At 61.6% G+C, this 17,973-nt stretch carries 19 protein-coding genes and 1 tRNA gene; 8 read left to right on the top strand and 12 right to left on the bottom strand.

Going from position 1 to position 17,973, the window contains the following annotated elements:
- Positions 1–39: 39 nt before the first annotated feature.
- Complete coding sequence (locus LQK83_RS20715) at positions 40–933, top strand: ribokinase (RefSeq protein ID WP_230839385.1); 894 nt, start codon at positions 40–42, stop codon at positions 931–933.
- Between the two features lie 121 nt (positions 934–1,054).
- On the opposite strand, the gene LQK83_RS20710 is transcribed toward LQK83_RS20715, so the two are convergent.
- A complete protein-coding gene (locus LQK83_RS20710) occupies positions 1,055–2,596 on the bottom strand; it encodes a hypothetical protein (RefSeq protein WP_230839384.1) in 1,542 nt (513 codons plus the stop codon).
- Between the two features lie 234 nt (positions 2,597–2,830).
- The gene (locus tag LQK83_RS20705; protein ID WP_230839383.1) at positions 2,831–3,457 is read right to left on the bottom strand and encodes a ribonuclease D; all 627 of its coding nucleotides are present in this window, start codon (positions 3,455–3,457) and stop codon (positions 2,831–2,833) included.
- 151 nt (positions 3,458–3,608) lie between these two features.
- Between LQK83_RS20705 and LQK83_RS20700 the strand changes: the two genes are divergently transcribed.
- Positions 3,609–3,944, top strand: coding sequence for a hypothetical protein (locus LQK83_RS20700; protein ID WP_230839382.1), 336 nt, complete (start codon positions 3,609–3,611; stop codon positions 3,942–3,944).
- A 29-nt stretch (positions 3,945–3,973) separates the two neighbouring features.
- Here LQK83_RS20700 and LQK83_RS20695 read toward each other — a convergent pair whose 3' ends face one another.
- The 3 genes from LQK83_RS20695 to LQK83_RS20685 form a co-directional block, all read right to left on the bottom strand.
- Entirely contained in the window at positions 3,974–4,732 is a 759-nt protein-coding gene (locus LQK83_RS20695) for an EAL domain-containing protein (RefSeq protein WP_230839381.1), read from the bottom strand.
- Positions 4,733–5,074: 342 nt separating this feature from the next.
- Positions 5,075–5,161 (bottom strand) — tRNA-Leu (locus LQK83_RS20690).
- 80 nt (positions 5,162–5,241) lie between these two features.
- Positions 5,242–5,544: a SelT/SelW/SelH family protein gene (locus tag LQK83_RS20685; protein ID WP_230839380.1), complete on the bottom strand. Its 303-nt coding sequence runs from the start codon at positions 5,542–5,544 to the stop codon at positions 5,242–5,244.
- A 115-nt stretch (positions 5,545–5,659) separates the two neighbouring features.
- On the opposite strand from LQK83_RS20685, the gene LQK83_RS20680 reads away from it, so the two are divergent.
- Positions 5,660–6,652, top strand: coding sequence for an adenosine kinase (locus tag LQK83_RS20680; protein ID WP_230839379.1), 993 nt, complete (start codon positions 5,660–5,662; stop codon positions 6,650–6,652).
- Positions 6,653–6,661: 9 nt separating this feature from the next.
- On the opposite strand, the gene LQK83_RS20675 is transcribed toward LQK83_RS20680, so the two are convergent.
- On the bottom strand, positions 6,662–7,183 hold the full coding sequence (locus LQK83_RS20675; protein WP_230839378.1) for an SH3 domain-containing protein: 522 nt from the start codon (positions 7,181–7,183) through the stop codon (positions 6,662–6,664).
- 252 nt (positions 7,184–7,435) lie between these two features.
- On the opposite strand from LQK83_RS20675, the gene LQK83_RS20670 reads away from it, so the two are divergent.
- Positions 7,436–8,440 (top strand): 2-hydroxyacid dehydrogenase, encoded by a 1,005-nt coding sequence (locus LQK83_RS20670; protein WP_230839377.1) that lies wholly within the window; start codon positions 7,436–7,438, stop codon positions 8,438–8,440.
- Between the two features lie 284 nt (positions 8,441–8,724).
- Positions 8,725–10,419: a long-chain-fatty-acid--CoA ligase gene (locus tag LQK83_RS20665; protein WP_230839376.1), complete on the top strand. Its 1,695-nt coding sequence runs from the start codon at positions 8,725–8,727 to the stop codon at positions 10,417–10,419.
- Between the two features lie 239 nt (positions 10,420–10,658).
- Here LQK83_RS20665 and LQK83_RS20660 read toward each other — a convergent pair whose 3' ends face one another.
- From LQK83_RS20660 to dnaN, 6 genes are all read right to left on the bottom strand, one after another.
- Positions 10,659–10,808 carry a hypothetical protein gene (locus tag LQK83_RS20660; protein WP_181366687.1) on the bottom strand — a complete coding sequence of 50 codons (150 nt, stop codon included), beginning with the start codon at positions 10,806–10,808 and terminating at the stop codon, positions 10,659–10,661.
- Between the two features lie 248 nt (positions 10,809–11,056).
- Complete coding sequence (locus tag LQK83_RS20655; RefSeq protein ID WP_230839375.1) at positions 11,057–12,037, bottom strand: complex I NDUFA9 subunit family protein; 981 nt, start codon at positions 12,035–12,037, stop codon at positions 11,057–11,059.
- 93 nt (positions 12,038–12,130) lie between these two features.
- The gene (locus LQK83_RS20650) at positions 12,131–12,418 is read right to left on the bottom strand and encodes a DUF1330 domain-containing protein (protein ID WP_230839374.1); all 288 of its coding nucleotides are present in this window, start codon (positions 12,416–12,418) and stop codon (positions 12,131–12,133) included.
- 17 nt (positions 12,419–12,435) lie between these two features.
- A complete protein-coding gene (gene pyrF / locus LQK83_RS20645; RefSeq protein ID WP_230839401.1) occupies positions 12,436–13,131 on the bottom strand; it encodes an orotidine-5'-phosphate decarboxylase in 696 nt (231 codons plus the stop codon).
- Between the two features lie 103 nt (positions 13,132–13,234).
- A complete protein-coding gene (gene pmtA, locus LQK83_RS20640) occupies positions 13,235–13,831 on the bottom strand; it encodes a phospholipid N-methyltransferase PmtA (protein ID WP_230839373.1) in 597 nt (198 codons plus the stop codon).
- Between the two features lie 127 nt (positions 13,832–13,958).
- The gene (gene dnaN, locus LQK83_RS20635; RefSeq protein WP_230839372.1) at positions 13,959–15,077 is read right to left on the bottom strand and encodes a DNA polymerase III subunit beta; all 1,119 of its coding nucleotides are present in this window, start codon (positions 15,075–15,077) and stop codon (positions 13,959–13,961) included.
- A gap of 219 nt (positions 15,078–15,296) precedes the next feature.
- Here dnaN and rsmI point away from each other — a divergent pair, with 219 nt between their 5' ends.
- From rsmI to LQK83_RS20620, 3 genes are all read left to right on the top strand, one after another.
- Positions 15,297–16,187: a 16S rRNA (cytidine(1402)-2'-O)-methyltransferase gene (rsmI, locus tag LQK83_RS20630; protein ID WP_442966806.1), complete on the top strand. Its 891-nt coding sequence runs from the start codon at positions 15,297–15,299 to the stop codon at positions 16,185–16,187.
- 4 nt (positions 16,188–16,191) lie between these two features.
- Positions 16,192–16,557, top strand: coding sequence for a YraN family protein (locus tag LQK83_RS20625; protein WP_230839370.1), 366 nt, complete (start codon positions 16,192–16,194; stop codon positions 16,555–16,557).
- 111 nt (positions 16,558–16,668) lie between these two features.
- Positions 16,669–17,967: an extracellular solute-binding protein gene (locus LQK83_RS20620; protein ID WP_230839369.1), complete on the top strand. Its 1,299-nt coding sequence runs from the start codon at positions 16,669–16,671 to the stop codon at positions 17,965–17,967.
- Positions 17,968–17,973 lie beyond the last annotated feature (6 nt).

Raw genomic sequence — 17,973 nt, 5'->3', positions numbered from 1 at the left:
ATGCAATCTGCGGCGCATTCGTCATAGAAGAGTACGCGCATGGTTACCGTTTTCGGCTCCATCAACATGGACCTCATTGCCACCACGGACCGCCTGCCGAAGCCGGGCGAAACCGTTGCCGGCCGCTCGTTTGCCACCGCCGCCGGCGGCAAGGGGGCCAATCAAGCGCTTGCCGCCACGCGTGCCGGGGCCTCCGTGAAGATGGCCGGCGCGGTGGGTGACGATGCCTTCGCGAAGGACGCGCTGGCGCTTCTGGCCGAGGGCGGGGCCGACCTCTCGCTCACGAAGACCGCAGCAGTTCCCACCGGGACAGCCCATATCCTCGTCGGCGGCGATGGCGAGAATGTCATCGTCGTGGTGCCCGGCGCCAATGGTGAAGTCTCGGAAGCGGACGCCGAAAAGGCGATCGCTGCCACGGAGACGGGCGGCTACCTGATGGTTCAGCTCGAAGTCCCGCCGGCCTCGGTCGAGACGGCACTGACGCTCGCCAAGGCCAAGGGCGTGACCACGGTCATCAACACCGCGCCGCTGACGGCGGATGCCGCACGGCTTTCGGCGCTGGCCGATATCGTCATCTCCAACGAGACCGAATTCGAGCTGCTGATCGGCAGAAGCGGTCTTTCGGCAGAGGCACGCCTCGCCGCCATGCATGACCTCGCCCGGAAGACCGGCCAGACGCTCATCGTCACACTGGGTGCCGATGGCGTCGTGGCTGTCCGTGACGGCAGTATCCACAAGGCCCCGAGCCTCAAGATCACCCCGGTCGACACGGTCGGCGCGGGAGACACGTTCTGCGGCTATCTCGTCGCCAGCCTGGACGCGGGCCTCGATTTCGACTCCGCACTGACGCGCGCGGCCAAGGCCGGTTCGCTGGCCTGCCTCAAACCGGGCGCCCAGCCGGCAATCCCGATTGCCGCCGAGTTGGATGGTTGACTGGGGTGTAAAGCCGCAACAAACGCTGCCGCCCCAACGGCTCAGACTTGGGGACACCGATCCAGGGACACAAGCTGGAGGACCATCGGGCTCGCGACACCGCGAGCCGCCTGATCACGCCTCAGAAGCCTCCAAAGCGCTGATACATATGCAGCGCGCGTTCGGCATCTGTCGGATTGCGCTTCAGCGGTTCCTCCGCATCGAAGGGGCGTTCCTCGATTTCCGGCTCCTCGCGGCGTTCGGCCTGGTCGCCGTCGCCATGCCAGAGCGATTGGCCGTTTTCATCCGTCATCTCCTCGCCATCCTCGTCGCGGCCGGCCTGCTCGCCAAAGCCGCGGCGGTTGCGCTTTTCCTCGTCCTCCGCAACGAACGGATAGGGAATTTGCGCGAAGGGAACCGGCTCCGGCAGGCGGGCCTGCGCGGCCAGCGCAAGTTCGGGAAAGCGGGCCGGATCGGCCTTGGCGGCCGTCTGCTGGGCAAGTCGGATCAGGTGGTCGATATCGATCGTCTCGACATGCTCCGATGTGGCAGGACGGGAAAAAAGCGGGATGACCTTGCCTTCGAGCGCGCGAGCCGCCTCATGCGCCTTGCCGGCAATCACCGGCGCAGGATCATGGACGAGTTCCGGCTCCACGGGCGTCGCGGTGAGGACGGGCTTCTGTGCCTGTCCGGCAACGGCGGCACCCGCCGGCGCGAAGGTCTGTGCGGCCTCGGCCTGCTGGGCAAGCGCCGCCACGGTCTTCAGGACATCGGCGGCGCGCGTGGCGACGTTGGCAACCACGACATTGAACCCGCGCAACACCTGCATGGTCGGCTGACCCGCTTCGTGATCCGTGAGGGCGGCGTGGCCATCTGCCGGTGCGGCGGATCCCGGCAAGGCCGGGGTTTCAAGCTTGCCGGCGGCCGGAGATGCGCCTGCACGCAATGCCGCTGCGGCATCCGGAGTGAGCGCTCTTGCCTGTGCGGGGCGGGCCGGGGCCACGGCGGCCTCTGTTTCAGATGCGGCATCCCCGGCCTTTTCCGGCGCGGCGTCCGCTTCGGCATTTGCCGGCGCATCGGGGCTTTTGGCCGTTGAAGCACCCGTCATGGCAGCGGCCTTTTGCGCGGCGATGACGTTGGGAGCCGGCGTCGCGTTCTGTTCGTAGCTGTCGATGGCATTCTTCAGCATCTGCTGCAGGCCATCAGCGCCAGGATCTTCGGCAATCGCGACCAGACGTGCGGCAGCAGGCGAGGCCGGATCGGCAAGAGCGGCAGCAAAGGCCTGCGGCTCGATCTTCAGCGTGCCGAGATGGGATGCATCGCGGGCGGCAAGCAATGTGGCGGCAGGCAGCTGGCGAATGAGGTCAGCAAGACGCCTGGCGAAATCGCGCGGCGGCTCGTCCGGCATCGGCGTTTCGCCCAGCGATGTGGCGAAATCAATAGCAAGCTGCGTCAGGATGTCTTCGGCATCAACCTGGCGCGAGGCCAGAAGATCGGCAAGCTGGCGCAGCGAGGCCAGCGTTTCGCTGGCTGCACCCTGCTGTGTCACAGTGACGGCGGATGGCGGGATGGCGGATTGCGTCTGGCCTACGGCGGCAGGTGCGTCGGGACGCGCTTCCCTCTGCCCTATAGCGGGGGCGGCCAAAGGCTGGGTCGAGATCGGGGCATTCACTGGAGGAAGCATGGGCGACCTCATCCGGGGTTGGAATGAAGGAAACGCAAGATCACACGCCGCGGCGCGGAGCATACATCGCCCGCCTCATGCCGTTCGCCGGGCCTCCGCTGCAGCCGAGGCTGCGATGCCTTTCACGGCATCCAGAGACGCGAATTCTGATTCATCAGCCTATGCCTCAAAAGTTAACAAAAGGTTAACGCCGCGCTTCGGCGTTAACTTCCTGCTCACATCTGCGCATGGGGATCAGCTATGGGCGAAAATGTCGGTTTCTTCCCAGCCGAGCAGGTCGAGCTTGGAACGAGTCGGCAAGAATTCGAAACAGGCCTTCGCATGTTCGATGCGGCCGTCGCGCAGAAGCCGTTCCATCAGCTTGTCCTTCAGCGCATGCAGATGCAGCACGTCGGAGGCCGCATATTCGAGCTGCGCCTGACTCAGCGTGGCGGCCGCCCAATCGGATTGCTGCTGCTGCTTGGACACGTCGACATCGAGCAGTTCCTTGAGATTGTCCTTCAAACCATGACGATCAGTGTAGGTGCGTGTCAGACGCGAGGCGATCTTGGTGCAGAAGACGGGTGCCGTCGTGACGCCGAATGTGTGAAAGAGCACGGCGATATCGAAACGGCCGAAATGAAAGATCTTCTCGCGGGCCGGATCGGCGAGCATGGCGACGAGATTCGGCGCCTCCTTCTGGCCGGGGGCGATGCGGATCACGTCGGCGGTGCCGTCGCCGGGCGAAAGCTGCACGACGCAGAGCCGGTCGCGGCGCGGGATCAGCCCCAGCGTTTCCGTATCGATGGCGATCGCGTTCGTATAGCGGGCGGCGTCCTCGGCCGAAATATCGCCTTCATGATAACGGATGGGGCTCGTCATGTTTCGTCTCCGATTGCCTGTTTGCTAGCGCTATAATGCCAAATGCCGCTCACGTCCAACATGCTGGACAAGTGCGCGCGCAATGCCCATATCATTGGAGAGTTTTTTGAAGAGCATCGGTGTGGGCGGCCACCGATGACAGGAAAGAAAAATGTCAAAACCGATCTTGCGCGCCCTCGCCACCCTTGTCCTCCTCATCGCCGGTGCGTCTGCATGTCTTGGCGCGGAAAAGAACATGTTCAAGGATCTGCCGGGCGTGGTTCCGCCCAAGGGCTTTTCCACCAACTGGCAGGAGCGCCCCGATTGCAACTCTCAGATCGTTTCGCCCTACTATCAGGGGCGTCGGCAATTGCCGATCCGCATGTATTCCTGCAAAAACGGTCTCGTCACCTATGAAAGCACCATCTCGCCCGGCTTCAACCCGCCGGCAGGAGACCCCTATGTGCATGGCGAGAACCTGCAGGGTTTTCCCGGCACGCCCAATTGATGTGATACGGAGGGAAGAACGCTGAACTATCAGGCGTGTCCGGCCCCGCCGATCGCGGGCGTTGCCAGCGTTTCGAATGACGGCCGCGCCAGCAGATAGCCCTGCATGAGCCCGGCGCCGAGTTCTTCCAGAACCGCCATCTCCGCGGCCGTTTCCACGCCCTCGCACAAGTGCGTCACGCCGAGATCCTCAAGCATGCGCAACGTATGCCGGACGATGATTCGCTTTGTGGGGTCGGTGTCGATGTCGCGGATCAGCTCCATGTCGAGCTTGACGATGTCGGGCCTGAATTTTGCAAGCAGGGACAGTCCGGCATGCCCTGCGCCGAAATCGTCAATCGCCGTGCGGAAGCCCATTTCCCGATAGGTCGACAGAATATTGAGGACATGGGCGGTGTCCATCTTCTCGTCTTCGGTGAATTCAAAAATGATGTTGCGCAAGGGGAAGTTCAGCCGCTCCGCCGTGGCGAGCGTCTGGCGGATGCAGGCGCGTGGTTCATAGACGGCATTCGGCATGAAATTGATCGACAGTTTCAGATCGTCATCGGCGGGATACAGGCTCGCCGCCAGACCGATCGCCTTCACACGGCATTGCTGATCGAAATAATAGCGATTGTCGTCGGTGACCTTCGACAGGACACTATAGGCCCCCTCGCCGCTCGGGCCGCGCACCAGCGCTTCATGACCGTAGATCTGGCGGGTGTGGATATCCACGATGGGCTGAAAGGCGATCGAAAAGGGAAGATCGAATTTTTCGCCGCGCTGGCAGCCTTCGCATCCGGTCGACATATGTTTCCTTGAGTCAAGATTCGGACGCCCGTCATGCTGCGAACGTGGAATGGCTTCGTTATCAACGTCGCCAGCTTGATGCAATGAGACGCTTTTCAACATTAGCGCGGGGAACTTTAAGAAACGTAACGATGACGACCGGGCGTAAATCTTCTCGTAAGGCGACGCGTGGTCGTGCGCCATGTCGAGAGAAGCCCGGGTTGATCCTGGAGGCCTGCCGGATGCCAACCAGCCGGCCGGCAGGATGGCCGGATTGAACAGGGAGAGGCTGGAAACCAGGCAACAAAAAAGCCCGGTAAAACCGGGCTTTTTGAGCTGTTTCATCAAACGTGAAACGGGAATTGGTGCCCAGAAGAGGACTCGAACCTCCACACCCTTGCGAGTACCAGCACCTGAAGCTGGCGCGTCTACCAATTCCGCCATCTGGGCGACGGGTTGCGATGTAGTGGGGCGCGCTTTGTCTGTCAACAGCGTTTTTGAACTTTGTGCGACAAAGTTCAATTTCGTGTTCAGCCGTCGTCCTGACCGGTCGAATGACGATCGGTGTGGCCGAGATCGCGGTCCGGGTCGATGATGTCGCGGATGCGCTGCTTGAGTTCCTTCGGCCCTGGAAAGCCCCCGTCGCGCCTGCGCTCCCAGACGAGGTCGCCATTGACGCGGATTTCGAAATTGCCGCCCGTGCCGGGTATCAGAGCCACTTCGCCCAGGTCCTGACCGAAGGTGGAGAGCAGTTCCTGCGCCATCCAGCCGGCGCGCAGAAGCCAGTTGCACTGAGTGCAGTAGAGAATCGTGACGCGGGGCTTCGGGTTCATCGGGGCCTGACCTTTCCATTCCATCGCTATTTGGCCGGATGGGTGCGGCAAAGACTTCCCAATCCGAAAAAAATGCTTATGACAATTTCCATTCTGATTTCAACAAAGGCGTCCCATGACCACGTTTGACGTGCTGACGGTCGGCAATGCGATTGTCGATATCATTTCCTCCTGCCCGGAAAGCTTCATTACCGAAAACGGAATCGTGAAAGGCGCCATGAACCTCGTGGACGCGGATCGCGCCCAGATGCTTTACGGCAAGATGGGTCCGGCGCTCGAAGCCTCAGGCGGCAGCGCCGGCAACACGGCGGCGGGCGTCGCCAATCTGGGCGGCAAGGCCGCCTATTTCGGCAAGGTGGCGCACGACCAGCTCGGCGACATCTTCGCCCACGACATCCGCGCGCAGGGCGTTCACTTCGAAACGAAGCCGCTTGAGGGTGGTGCCCCCACCGCACGCTCGATGATCTTCGTGACGCCGGACGGCGAGCGCTCCATGAATACCTATCTCGGTGCCTGCGTCGAGCTGGGCCCGGAAGACGTGGCCGCCGATGTGGTGGCAACCTCGAAGGTCACCTATTTCGAAGGCTATCTGTGGGATCCGCCGCGCGCCAAGGATGCGATTCGCGAATGTGCCCGCATCGCCCATGAAAACGGCCGCGAAGTGTCGATGACGCTGTCCGACAGCTTCTGCGTCGGCCGCTATCGCGACGAGTTCCTCGAGCTGATGCGTTCGGGCACGGTCGATATCGTATTCGCCAACCGTGCTGAGGCGCTGGCGCTTTACGAGACGGAAGACTTCGAGGCTGCGCTGACCGCCATTGCGCGCGATTGCAAGCTCGCCGCGGTGACCATGAGCGAGGAAGGCTCGGTCATCGTGAAGGGCGACGAGCGCATCTATGTTCCGGCCATTCCGGTCGACACGGTTGTCGATACCACGGGCGCCGGCGATCTTTACGCCTCGGGTTTCCTGTTCGGCTATACCACCGGTCGCGATCTCGCCACCTGCGGCGCGCTCGGCAGCCTTGCCGCCGGCATCGTCATTCAGCAGATCGGGCCGCGTCCGCGCATTTCGCTGAAGGATGAGGCCCGCAAGATCGGGCTTTTGTGACGGCAAGCCTTATTTGAAGGCTTCGCCTGGATAGGCGCCCCAGATTTCGGCCTGATGGAGCCATCCTTCGGTTCCATCAACCTCCGCCTCGCACCAGTCGCCGGTGCATTCCTTCAGCTTGACGAGAACGCCGGGCTGAAGCTTGGCGATCACGTTGGCATCCTTGGCCGCATTGCGGCGCAGATTGACGAAGATATTGTCGCCCTTTTCCCGCATCCACGGGGCGGCGACGGCCGTGCGCTGACCGGAGAGCATGGAGTGATAGACCCAGCCCTCCGTGCCTTCCGCATCGCGGATGCGCCGCCAGTTCTCGAATTCGGCAATGATTTCGACCGGCAGACCGGAGCGCATGTACAGCCAGGAGGCTGCATATTCGGTGCCCGGCCCGACGCGCATGTTGACGCGGCTCGACTTGAGGCTGGCAAAGCGCGGAAGCGGCAGGCCGGTGGCGCTTTTTGTCACGGCCTGGGCGTTGGCCTCATTGGCCTGGACGACGGTCAATCCGGCGGCAAGAGCGAATATCGTTGCCATGATCTGTCTGGAGACGCGATTGAAAGCCATTGCGATGCGGTGCCTGTGTTCTGATATTTGACAAGGGAGCCGTCGAAAGACCTGTGCGCAGACGCCCATCGTCGCCTCAAATTGCGAGAAAGGTTTGTCTTCGCTGACGGGTCTGATAAAAATCGCGACGACACCAACGGTCCGGACTGCGGCGCAGCCGCGCTCCACGCCCAAGGTTGCGATAACTTGGTTAAAGACCTCTGAACAAGGCGATGAAAGCCGATGACAACAAGAAAAAAGCCCAAGGTCTACATCACGCGCAAGCTGCCTGAGGCGATCGAAACGCGCATGCGCGAACTTTTCGACGCCGAACTCAATCTCGACGACCGGGCCCGCACCCAGCCGGAGCTTGTGGCGGCGGTGAAAAGCGCCGACGTCCTCGTGCCGACCGTGACCGACCGGATCGACGCGGCGCTGATCGAGCAGGCCGGGCCGCAATTGAAGCTGATTGCCAGCTTTTCCAACGGCGTCGACAATATCGATGTCGAGGCAGCCGCGCGCAAGGGGATCACCGTCACCAACACGCCGAACGCACTGACGGAAGATACGGCCGACATGACCATGGCGCTGATCCTCGCCGTGCCGCGCCGCCTCACCGAGGGCGCACGGGTTCTGACCGACAATCACGGCGAATGGGCAGGCTGGTCGCCGACCTGGATGCTCGGGCGGCGCATCTTCGGCAAGCGGATCGGCATTATCGGCATGGGCCGCATCGGCACGGCCGTTGCACGGCGCGCCAAGGCCTTTGGCCTGTCGATCCATTACCATAACCGCAAGCGCGTCAGCCCGCAGACGGAAGAGGAACTGAACGCGACCTATTGGGACAGCCTCGACCAGATGCTGGCCCGCGTCGATATCGTTTCGGTCAACTGCCCCTCGACACCGGCGACCTTCCATCTGATGTCGGCGCGCAGGCTCGAGCTGATGCAGCCGACCAGCTTCATCGTCAACACGGCGCGCGGCGACGTGATCGATGAGGACGCGCTGATCAAGAGCATTCGCTCCGGCAAGATCGCCGGCGCCGGACTCGACGTGTTCGAGAACGAGCCGAGCGTCAATCCGAAGCTTCTGAAGCTTGCCGAACAGGGCAAGGTCGTTCTGCTGCCGCATATGGGCTCGGCGACGCTGGAAGGCCGCATCGACATGGGCGACAAGGTGATCATCAATATCCGCACCTTCTGCGACGGACACAGGCCGCCGGACCGGGTGCTGCCGGCGCGAATCTGAACAGGGAAACGACGCGAATGATCTCCTGCGCCCGTCGCTGAACTGGCGTTCGCAGGAACGACATGGAAGCGCGCTAAGAGCGGGCAGCGCGTTCGCGGTTCCTAGAGAAGCCTTCGCTTGAGCCTTCCCGCCTGCGCGATTCAACGCGCTGAATCCAATTGACGTTTACGTCAAGGTTATGTAACTGGGATAAGGCTTGAATAGGCGCGGGTAGCGTCTATTTTAGTTGTAGGCGGGAGGAAACGCCGCGCCCCAAAGGCGAGGCAAGCCATACGGGAGTTGAGATGACACAGGCTGCCACCAATGCTCAAGGTTCGGATATGTCCCGGCCCTGGCTGAAGTCCTATCCGCCGGGCATGCCCACGGCCATTGCACCGCCACCCTATCGCTCGCTGGGCGACATGATCGAGCAGAATTGCCGCCGCTATGCAAGCCGAGTCGCCTATGACGGCATGGGCAAGACCATCACCTATGGCGAGCTGGAGACGCTTTCTGCCAAGGTGGCCGGCTGGCTGCAGGCGCAGGGGCTGAAAAAGGGCGACCGCGTCGCCATCATGATGCCGAACATCCTGCAATATCCGGTGGTCGTCAGCGGCATCCTGCGTGCCGGCATGGTCGTCGTGAACGTCAACCCGCTCTACACGCCACGCGAGCTGGAACATCAGCTCAACGATTCCGGCGCAAGCGCCATCTTCGTTCTGGAGAACTTCGCCACGACGGTTTCCGCGGTCGTTGCGCGGACACAGGTCAAGAAAGTCGTTGTCGCCTCGATGGGCGACCTGATGGGACTGAAGGGCCACATCGTCAATTTCGTCGTGCGCCGCGTCAAGAAGCTGGTGCCGGAATGGTCTATTGCCGGCCACGTCGCGTTCAAGTCGGTGATCGCCGCCAACAAGCGTCTCTCGCCTGTGGAGGTTTCCCCAAGCGACATCGCTTTCCTGCAGTATACGGGCGGGACGACGGGCGTTTCGAAGGGCGCGACGCTTCTGCACTCGAACCTGCTCGCCAACATCGCCCAGAACGTCTTATGGATGAAGCCGGTCGAAACGCGGCCGGGATTTCCCGAGCAGCTGATTTATGTCTGCGCGCTGCCGCTCTATCACATCTTTGCCCTGACGGTGAACATGTTCATGACGCTGGAACAGGGCGGGCTCAACATCCTGATTGCCAATCCGCGCGACATTCCCGGTTTCGTCAAGGAAATCAGCCGCTACAAGTTCAACGTCCTGCCGGGGCTCAATACGCTGTTCAACGCGCTGGCGAACAACGAGGACTTCAAGAAGCTTGACTTCTCGGGCCTCATGCTCACGCTGGGCGGAGGCATGGCCGTGCAGCGTCCGGTGGCCGAGCTTTGGCAGAAGGTGACGGGCTGCTTCATCGCGGAAGGTTATGGCCTGTCCGAAACCTCGCCGGTGGCCACAACCAATCGCGCTGACGGAACCGAATATACCGGAACCATCGGTCTTCCGGTTCCCTCCACCGATATCGACATCCGCGACGAGGACGGCAACAGCCTTCCCCTCGGCGAGACGGGCGAAATCTGCATTCGCGGCCCGCAGGTCATGGCCGGCTACTGGAACCGTCCGGAAGAGACCGCGAAGGTGATGACGCCGGACGGCTTCTTCCGCAGCGGGGATATCGGCTTCATGACGCCGGAAGGCTATGTGAAGATCGTCGACCGCAAGAAGGACATGATCCTCGTGTCCGGCTTCAACGTCTATCCGAACGAGATCGAGGAATATGTGGTCACCCTGCCGGGTGTGCTGGAATGCGCTGCGATCGGCGTACCGGACCCGCATTCGGGCGAGACGGTGAAGCTCTTCATCGTCAAGAAAGATCCGAACCTGACCGAAGCGGACGTGAAGGCGCATTGCGCCAAGGGCCTGACCAATTACAAGCGGCCGAAATATGTCGAGTTCCGCGACAGCCTGCCGAAATCGAATGTCGGCAAGATCCTGCGCAAGGAATTGAGGGGCTGATTTCAGTCTGTCAGACCAGCTGCCAAGCCGCCCCTTAAGGGCGGCTTTTTCTAAGAGCGTTTCAGCATTTAGAGCGTTTCACCATTTAATGGAAACGGTGGAACGCTCTATCTCTTTGTTTTCACGCAATTGCGGACGCGAGGCCGATTTCCATTTTCGGCTGGGAATTGCTCTTATCGGCCCAAAAGAAAAAGGCCGCTTTCGCGACCTTTTTCCCTATTCACTCGATTGCTTCCGACTTACCGGGTCGACCCCGTGATCGCACACGGATCGACGCCGTAGGCCGGTGCGCACTCGGCCTTGGAGGCGATCGCGGTCGGGGCCGTGAAGGAGGCGCCGAGGATGATCAGCGCCGAGCATGCGAAGAAGATTGCAATGGATTTGCCCATGATGAAGTATCGCCCTGTGAAACTTTTTTGCCGTCCCCGGGAGGCGGCGCGTCCCTTGCTTGGGTGCGCGAGGTCTACGCCTGGCCCGTATGAAGATCAATAACGGAGTAACCTGAATCCGAGGTTAAGGCGCATGTGAAAAATTTGTGGTGCATTTTCGCAACGTCGCAACCTGAGACAGCTTTGCCGCATTTGCCTCAACCCCCGCCGACTCGATGGCCGAGCGGGTTTTGAGGAAAACCTGAGGCTCAGGCGGCCTTGCCGGTGCGGGCATACTGCCCCTGAGGACGGAAGTGGACGAGGTAGGACGGGATGATCGAGGCAACCAGCGTGGGCGTCACGCCGAGCGCGGCGAGCGTACGACCCTCGGCTTCTGCTTCCTTGGAGACGACATTGTCGGACTTCAGGAGCTTGACCTGATCGGCCGTGATCGGCGGGGTCAGAAGCGGGATCAGCGACGCGATCGATCCGATCAGCGAAGCGATCGGGAAGGGCAGCGAGATGAACGGCGTGTCACGATCGATCTCGGCCAGCATGATCTCGAGACACTGGCGGAAGGTCAGGACCTCCGGACCTCCGAGCTCATAGATACGGCCGGGCAGCGCCTTGCCGTCAACCAGGTTTGCCACCGCTTCGGCGATATCGCCAACATAGACTGGCTGGAAGGCCGTCTTGCCGCCGCCGATCAGCGGCAGGAAGGGGGCCGTGCGGGCCATGTCGGCGAACTTGTTGAAGAACTGGTCTTCCGGGCCGAACACGATGGAGGGACGCAGGATCGTGGCGTCGGGCAGGATTTCGCGTATCGCCTTTTCCGCCATGCCCTTGGTGCGGGCATAATCGGAGCTGCTGCCGGAATCCGCGCCGATGGCGGAGAGATGAATGAGCTTGGCACCGGCAGCGCGGGCGGCTTCGGCTACGGCGCGCGCGCCGAAATCCTGTACCGAGTCGAACTTGTTGCGACCGCTTTCCTGCAGCAGGCCGACGCAGTTGATCACGTAGTCCGAGCCCTGCGCGGCGCGATCGACGGAATTGCGAAAGCGGAGGTTCGCCTGGACCAGCGCGATCTGGCCGACATTGCCGGCCGGCAGGACGTGACCTGCCAGATCCGGACGGCGGACGGCGACGCGAATGCGATAGCCGCGCTTCGCCAACGCTCTGACGATATGCCTGCCAACAAAGCCCGAGCCGCCGAAAACGGTGACGAGTTTGGTCTGGTTGGCGAGTGTCATGTCAAGCGCTCCTGAATCTTAGAGTTTCAAGGTCTCTTAGACCAATTCGCGGCGTCCGTGAAGGCGTGATTTTGCAGTGCACCCGCAGGCTTTTCAGGCGCCCTCGACCAGCACGATTTCGCCATCGGCGATTTCCTTCCGGATCGCTGCGGCGACCTGATATTCCGGCGAGTGATAGCAGGCCTGGGCTGTCTCGAAGCTGTCGAATTCGATGATGACGTTGCGGGCGCGGGCCGTGCCTTCCGCAGCCTCTGTCCGGCCGCCACGGGCGAGGAATTTGGCGCCATACTTGTCGAAGGCCACTTTCGCGGCGGAGACATATTCGTGATAGCGCTCCTGCACGCGGATATCGACGCGGGCGATCCAGTATCCCTTGGCCATGCTTCTTCCTCCTTGGCTTATTTCACGGTCGCCATTTCGGCGAGAATGGCGCGGGCGGCAGCGCGCGGATCGTCGGCCTTGACGATCGGGCGAGCCACCACGAGATGGCTGGCACCGGCACGCAGCGCATCCGCCGGCGTCATGACGCGCTTCTGGTCGCCCTTGTCGGCGCCAGCGGGGCGAATGCCGGGCGTGACGACGGCCATGTCCGGACCGACGATGCGGCGCACGGCGCTTGCTTCTTCGGCCGAGCAGACGATGCCGCCCATGCCGGCGATACGGGCCTGCTCGGCCCGGCGCAGCACCAGCGTATGCGGATCGTATTCGTAGCCGGCATCCATCATGTCCTGCTCGTCCATCGAGGTGAGCACGGTGACGCCGAGAAGGCAGAGATCGGAACCTGCGGCCGCCGCCACGGCCGCCTTCATCGCCTTGGGATAGGCATGCAGCGTCAGCATGGTCATGCCCATCTTGACGATGTTTTCGACCGCGCTGGCCACCGTGTTGTCGATGTCCAGAAGCTTCATGTCGAGGAAGACCTTGCGTCCGCTCTTGGCAAGCTCGCGGGCGAAATCCAGCCCGCCGGCAAAGGCGAGCTGATAGCCGACCTTGTAGAAGATCACGTCGTCATCGAGCTTGCGCACGACGGCCTCTGCCTCCCGCACGGTCGGGACATCCAGCCCGACGATCAGCCGCTCGCGCATGTCCGTCATGTTCACCACCCCAACTCTTCCGTCGTCGTCAAGTCGCACGACAGCAATGCTGCCGCAAGTGGTGAATGCGGGGAAATCACTGCTTTGGGAAAGCAGAGGCCGCTCAGGCGGTCTTCGTGTAGGTCCAAAGCTGCGCGGGCGGAATGTTGCGGACGACGAAATCGAGATGCTTGATCGTGTAGCTCTCGGGCTTTGCCGCGACCGGCGAAATCGGCCCGTAGGAGATCTGCACGATCGGCCGGCCGGCGGGAATGCGCTCCAAGAGGCTTTCTACAAGCGCGATGCGGCCGCTCATCGGGAAATTGAGAAGCGGAATGGCCGAGATCACACAGTCGAAAGTCTCGTTGCGCAGCTCGCCGAGCGAGGTGTCGAGATCGAAAGCGTCTCCATTGATGAAGTGAACATCCGGAAAGCTTGCCGCCAGATGATTGTAGAACGGCGTCGAATACTCAACCGAGACAAGGCGCTGCGGCGGGATGCGATTGAGGATCGCCTTGGTAATCGCGCCAGTTCCGGGGCCTAGTTCGAGAACTTTGAGGCCGGAGGCCGGGTTAATGACCCGCGCCATGACCTTGGCCGTCACGGAAGAGGTGGGCAGGATGGCACCCACCTGCTTCGGGCCTTCGATCATGCCGCGCACGAAGCGCAATTCACCATCGAAATGTTTGCCGATTTTCCTACGCACGAGCCCGACAACCATGTTTTCTCCATCTGCAACGCAACCGTGAATGATTCACTATTGCGACGCGTTAAGACAAAAACAAGGCGCAAATGGACAAGCACACCGAAATGTCGCCTACTTTAGAAACCCGATAGACAACAAGCGCTTATACGCGCATCGGCATCAGGACGTAGAGTGCGTCGTCGCCGGCGACATCGCGCACCACGGTCGGCGAGCCCGGATCGGCGAGCAGGAAGACCGCCTCGCCGCCTGAAAGCTGCTGCGTGATGTCGAGCAGGTATTTGGCGTTGAAGCCGATTTCCAGAGGGTCGTTGTCGTAGCCGACCGGCACTTCGTCAGTCGCAGAGCCCGAATCCGGGTTATTGACGGTCAGCGTCAGCTGACCGTCGCCGATGGCCAGCTTAACGGCGCGGCCACGTTCCGACGAAATGGTCGAGACGCGGTCGACGGCGGCCTGGAAGGTGGCGCAATCGACGCGCATTTCCTTGTCGTTGCCCGAGGGAATGACACGCTGGTAATCCGGGAAGGTGCCGTCGATGAGCTTGGAGGTCATGACGATCGGGCCGGTGGTGACGCGGATCTTGGCGTCCGAAATCTCGACTGCGACATCGCCCTCGACGCCATCGACGAGCTTCTGCAATTCGCCGACTGTCTTGCGCGGAATGATGATGCCGGGCATGCCTTCAGAGCCAGAGGGAGCAACGACATCGGCGCGGGCGAGACGGTGACCGTCGGTCGCAACAGCGCGCAGCTTCAGATCGCCGCCGGCCTCGACGGTGTGCATGAAGATGCCGTTGAGGTAATAGCGGGTCTCCTCCGTTGAGATCGCAAACTGCGTGCGGTCGATCAGCATCTTCAGATCGGCGCCCTTGACCTTGAAGGAATGGCTGAACGTGCCGGCGTTGAGATCGGGGAAGTCGGAGACCGGCAGGCATTGCAGCGAGAACTTGGAGCGCCCCGAAGCCACTGTCATGGCGCTGCCATCGGTCGTCGTCGCCAGAAGGACTTCCGCCCCGTCTGGCAGCTTGCGGACAATATCATAGAGAAGATGGGCCGGAACGGTCGTGCCGCCGGCCTGCTCGACCTGGGCGGGCGTGGATTCCGTGATTTCGAGGTCGAGGTCGGTCGCCTTCATTTCCAGGCTCTGCCCCTCGCCGCGCAAGAGCACGTTGGACAGGATCGGGATCGTGTTCCGTCTTTCGACCACGCGGTGGACGTGGTTCAGCGACTTCAGAAGATTGGAACGCTCGATCGTAATGCGCATGGAACTGTTACCGTTTCTGTGGCTGTCGCCCGCTTCTCAAGAAAGAGGCGCGCGGCTCGGGTCTCGATCCCTTTTCCGGGTCCGGATGATGTGGAGCGGCAAAATGGCAGAAACACCCCCCGCAAAGCAAGGGTCTCGGCCATTGCCGCACAATTTATCGCGCTGCGGCTTGCCGCCGTGCTTGCTTTCGCGCGAAACTGACCACAAAAGGCAGTCATGATGACAGAAACAGACGCGAAAGAACGGACATACCGGATCGGCAATATCGATGTGCCGGCGCGACCGCTCGCCCCCGGTCTTTATCTGGTGGCCACCCCCATCGGCAATCTCGGCGATATCACGCTCAGGGCGCTCGAGACGCTGGCCGGCGCCGATGTGCTTGCCTGCGAGGATACGCGCGTGACCCGGGTCCTGCTCGACCGTTACGGTATCCGCAATCGCCCCTTTGCCTATCACGAGCATAATGCCGATGAGGCAGGGCCGCGACTTCTCGCCTTTCTGGAACAGGGAAAGACGGTGGCGCTGGTCTCGGATGCCGGCACACCGCTGGTTTCCGATCCCGGCTACAGGCTCGGGCAGCTGGCGATCGATGCCGGCTACAAGGTAATTCCTATCCCTGGCGCGTCTGCGCCGCTTGCCGCCCTGGTCGGCTCCGGCCTGCCCAACGATGCCTTTCTTTTTGCCGGGTTTCTGCCCGCCAAGGACAAGGCGCGACGCGACCGGCTGTCGGACCTTAAAGACATCCCGGCGACGCTGATCTTCTTTGAATCCCCGCACAGGATCGGCGACACTCTGGCCGCCGCTGCCGATGTGCTGGGTGGGGAGCGAGCCGCCTCCGTCTGCCGCGAGCTGACGAAGACCTATGAAGAGTTCCGCCGCGCAACGCTGGTCGAACTGGCGCAGGCCTATGCGGATGCCACGGTGAAGGGCGAGATCGTTCTCGTCATCGGCCCGCCGGGTGAAAAGGAGCCGGACGAGATCGATATCGACGCGCTTCTCCTGAAGCTCGCGACCGACATGCCGGCCAGCAAGGCCGCGCAGGAAGCCGCTCGACAGACTGGCCTTGCCCGCAGCGAACTCTACGAGCGCCTGATGGCGCTGAAGGGCTGAACCAATGGCAGGAAAGCCGCAGGACAAGAAGCTTGCGGCTTACAGGCGGGGATTTTTCGCCGAATATGTCGCCGCCCTGTTTCTGCTTGTGAAAGGCTACCGCATCGCGGCCATGCGCTATCGCACGAAAGGCGGCGAGATCGACATCATTGCACGCAAGGGCGATCTTGTCGCCTTTGTCGAGGTCAAGGCGCGCCGCAGCGCCGAGGAGGCTCTTTTCGCGGTCGGCGGCCGATCGCAGGCCCGCATCACCGCCGCGAGCCTCACCTGGCTTTCGAAGCAGAAGGACAGCGAAAGGCTTTCCTGGCGCTATGATATCGTGGCCGTTCCCCCCTTCAAAATCCCCTCACATTTTAAGGATGTATTCTGAAACAGAATACACCGCCCAACTGTCGCATTTCTGAAATAAAAATTTCATCCTCACTTCACGTAGCGGGTCTAATGCCCCTTCAGGCTATCAACCTTGGAAGGGGTATTCCGCATGTTGAAGAAACTCTCGATTGCCGGGCTGGCGCTCGTGCTCTCGGCAACCAGCTCGTTTGCCGCAACGCAAATCACCTGGTGGCATGGCATGAGCGGCCACAACGGCGACGTCATCAACGAAATTTCGAAGCGCTTCAACGCTTCGCAGACCGCCTGCGAGCTGACCCCCGTTTCGAAGGGCACCTATGAGGAAGCGCTTGCCGCCGGCATCGCCGCTTTCCGTTCGCACCAGCAGCCGAATATCCTTCAGGTTTTCGACGCCGGTTCGGCGACGATCATCAACGCCAAGGGCGCTGTCATTCCGGCCGAAGACCTGATCAAGAAGGCCGGCCACCCGTTTGATCGCAGCGCCTTCATCGAAGGCGTGAAGTATCTCTATGCCGACAAGGACGGCAAGTTCATCGGCATGCCGTTCAACTCCTCGGCTCCGATCATGTACATCAACACCGACGCGCTGAAGAAGGCCGGTGTCGAGGCTCCGAAGACCTGGGAAGAGTTCGAGAAGATCGCCCCCAAGCTCAAGGAAGCCGGCTTCGTTCCGCTCGTGCAGTCGCAGCTGACCTGGGAGTTCACCGAGAACTTCTTCGCCCGCAACAACATCCAGTTCGCTTCGAACAACAACGGCTATGACGGCGCGGCCGGCACGACGCTGAACGTGACCGATCCGAACCATGTGATGATGTATGAAAAGCTGAAAGACTGGGCCGACAAGGGCTGGTTCGGCTATTACGGTGCCGGCTGGTCCGATAACCAGAAGGTTTTCGAACAGAACAAGGCTGCTCTGTGGATCGGCTCCTCGGGCTCCTTCGGCGGCCTGCAGAAGACCGCACAGATGCCTTTCTCGGCTGACTTCCTGCCCTATTGGGGCTCCATCAAGGGCGCCGGCGTCCACAGCTTCATCGGCGGCGCGGCCCTCTTCGCCATGTCGGGCAAGCCTGAAGCCGAAAACAATTGCACGGCCGCCTTCTTCGAATTCCTGACCTCGCCGGAAATCCAGGTCTATTGGCATGAAAACACCGGCTATGTTCCGGTTACCAAGGCTGCCTACGAACTGGCCACCAAGGAAGGCTATTACCAGAAGCAGCCGGTTGCCGAAGTCGGCATCAAGCAGCTCCTGCTGCCGGGCGGCGAATGGGACAAGGGCTATCGCCTCGGCTTCTATCCGCAGATCCGCGAAGTCATGGAACGCGAATATGGCCGCATCTTCGCCGGTCAGACGACCGTGAAGGACGCGATGGAAACCATCAAGAAGCAGGGTGACGAAATGCTCGCCCGTTTTGCCAAGACCGCCGGCTGAGCAGAA

Origin of the sequence: Rhizobium sp. C1 (assembly GCF_021026335.1) — a bacterium.
Taxonomy (GTDB): domain Bacteria; phylum Pseudomonadota; class Alphaproteobacteria; order Rhizobiales; family Rhizobiaceae; genus Ensifer_A.
Note: the sequence above shows the minus strand (reverse complement) of the source record. Positions and strands in the feature narration are given on the sequence as shown.

What these genes read in the sequence shown, in the direction of transcription:
- LQK83_RS20650 (WP_230839374.1), bottom strand. Translation starts at nt 12,418, where the DNA reads ATGGCCAAGGGATACTGGATCGCCCGCGTCGATATCCGCGTGCAGGAG.
- LQK83_RS20715 (WP_230839385.1), top strand. Translation starts at nt 40, where the DNA reads ATGGTTACCGTTTTCGGCTCCATCAACATGGACCTCATTGCCACCACG.
- rsmI (WP_442966806.1), top strand. Translation starts at nt 15,297, where the DNA reads ATGACAGAAACAGACGCGAAAGAACGGACATACCGGATCGGCAATATC.
- LQK83_RS20700 (WP_230839382.1), top strand. Translation starts at nt 3,609, where the DNA reads ATGTCAAAACCGATCTTGCGCGCCCTCGCCACCCTTGTCCTCCTCATC.
- LQK83_RS20710 (WP_230839384.1), bottom strand. Translation starts at nt 2,596, where the DNA reads ATGCTTCCTCCAGTGAATGCCCCGATCTCGACCCAGCCTTTGGCCGCC.
- LQK83_RS20660 (WP_181366687.1), bottom strand. Translation starts at nt 10,808, where the DNA reads ATGGGCAAATCCATTGCAATCTTCTTCGCATGCTCGGCGCTGATCATC.
- dnaN (WP_230839372.1), bottom strand. Translation starts at nt 15,077, where the DNA reads ATGCGCATTACGATCGAGCGTTCCAATCTTCTGAAGTCGCTGAACCAC.
- LQK83_RS20670 (WP_230839377.1), top strand. Translation starts at nt 7,436, where the DNA reads ATGACAACAAGAAAAAAGCCCAAGGTCTACATCACGCGCAAGCTGCCT.
- pyrF (WP_230839401.1), bottom strand. Translation starts at nt 13,131, where the DNA reads ATGACGGACATGCGCGAGCGGCTGATCGTCGGGCTGGATGTCCCGACC.
- LQK83_RS20620 (WP_230839369.1), top strand. Translation starts at nt 16,669, where the DNA reads ATGTTGAAGAAACTCTCGATTGCCGGGCTGGCGCTCGTGCTCTCGGCA.
- LQK83_RS20675 (WP_230839378.1), bottom strand. Translation starts at nt 7,183, where the DNA reads ATGGCAACGATATTCGCTCTTGCCGCCGGATTGACCGTCGTCCAGGCC.
- LQK83_RS20655 (WP_230839375.1), bottom strand. Translation starts at nt 12,037, where the DNA reads ATGACACTCGCCAACCAGACCAAACTCGTCACCGTTTTCGGCGGCTCG.
- LQK83_RS20695 (WP_230839381.1), bottom strand. Translation starts at nt 4,732, where the DNA reads ATGTCGACCGGATGCGAAGGCTGCCAGCGCGGCGAAAAATTCGATCTT.
- LQK83_RS20680 (WP_230839379.1), top strand. Translation starts at nt 5,660, where the DNA reads ATGACCACGTTTGACGTGCTGACGGTCGGCAATGCGATTGTCGATATC.
- LQK83_RS20705 (WP_230839383.1), bottom strand. Translation starts at nt 3,457, where the DNA reads ATGACGAGCCCCATCCGTTATCATGAAGGCGATATTTCGGCCGAGGAC.
- LQK83_RS20685 (WP_230839380.1), bottom strand. Translation starts at nt 5,544, where the DNA reads ATGAACCCGAAGCCCCGCGTCACGATTCTCTACTGCACTCAGTGCAAC.
- LQK83_RS20625 (WP_230839370.1), top strand. Translation starts at nt 16,192, where the DNA reads ATGGCAGGAAAGCCGCAGGACAAGAAGCTTGCGGCTTACAGGCGGGGA.
- LQK83_RS20665 (WP_230839376.1), top strand. Translation starts at nt 8,725, where the DNA reads ATGACACAGGCTGCCACCAATGCTCAAGGTTCGGATATGTCCCGGCCC.
- pmtA (WP_230839373.1), bottom strand. Translation starts at nt 13,831, where the DNA reads ATGGTTGTCGGGCTCGTGCGTAGGAAAATCGGCAAACATTTCGATGGT.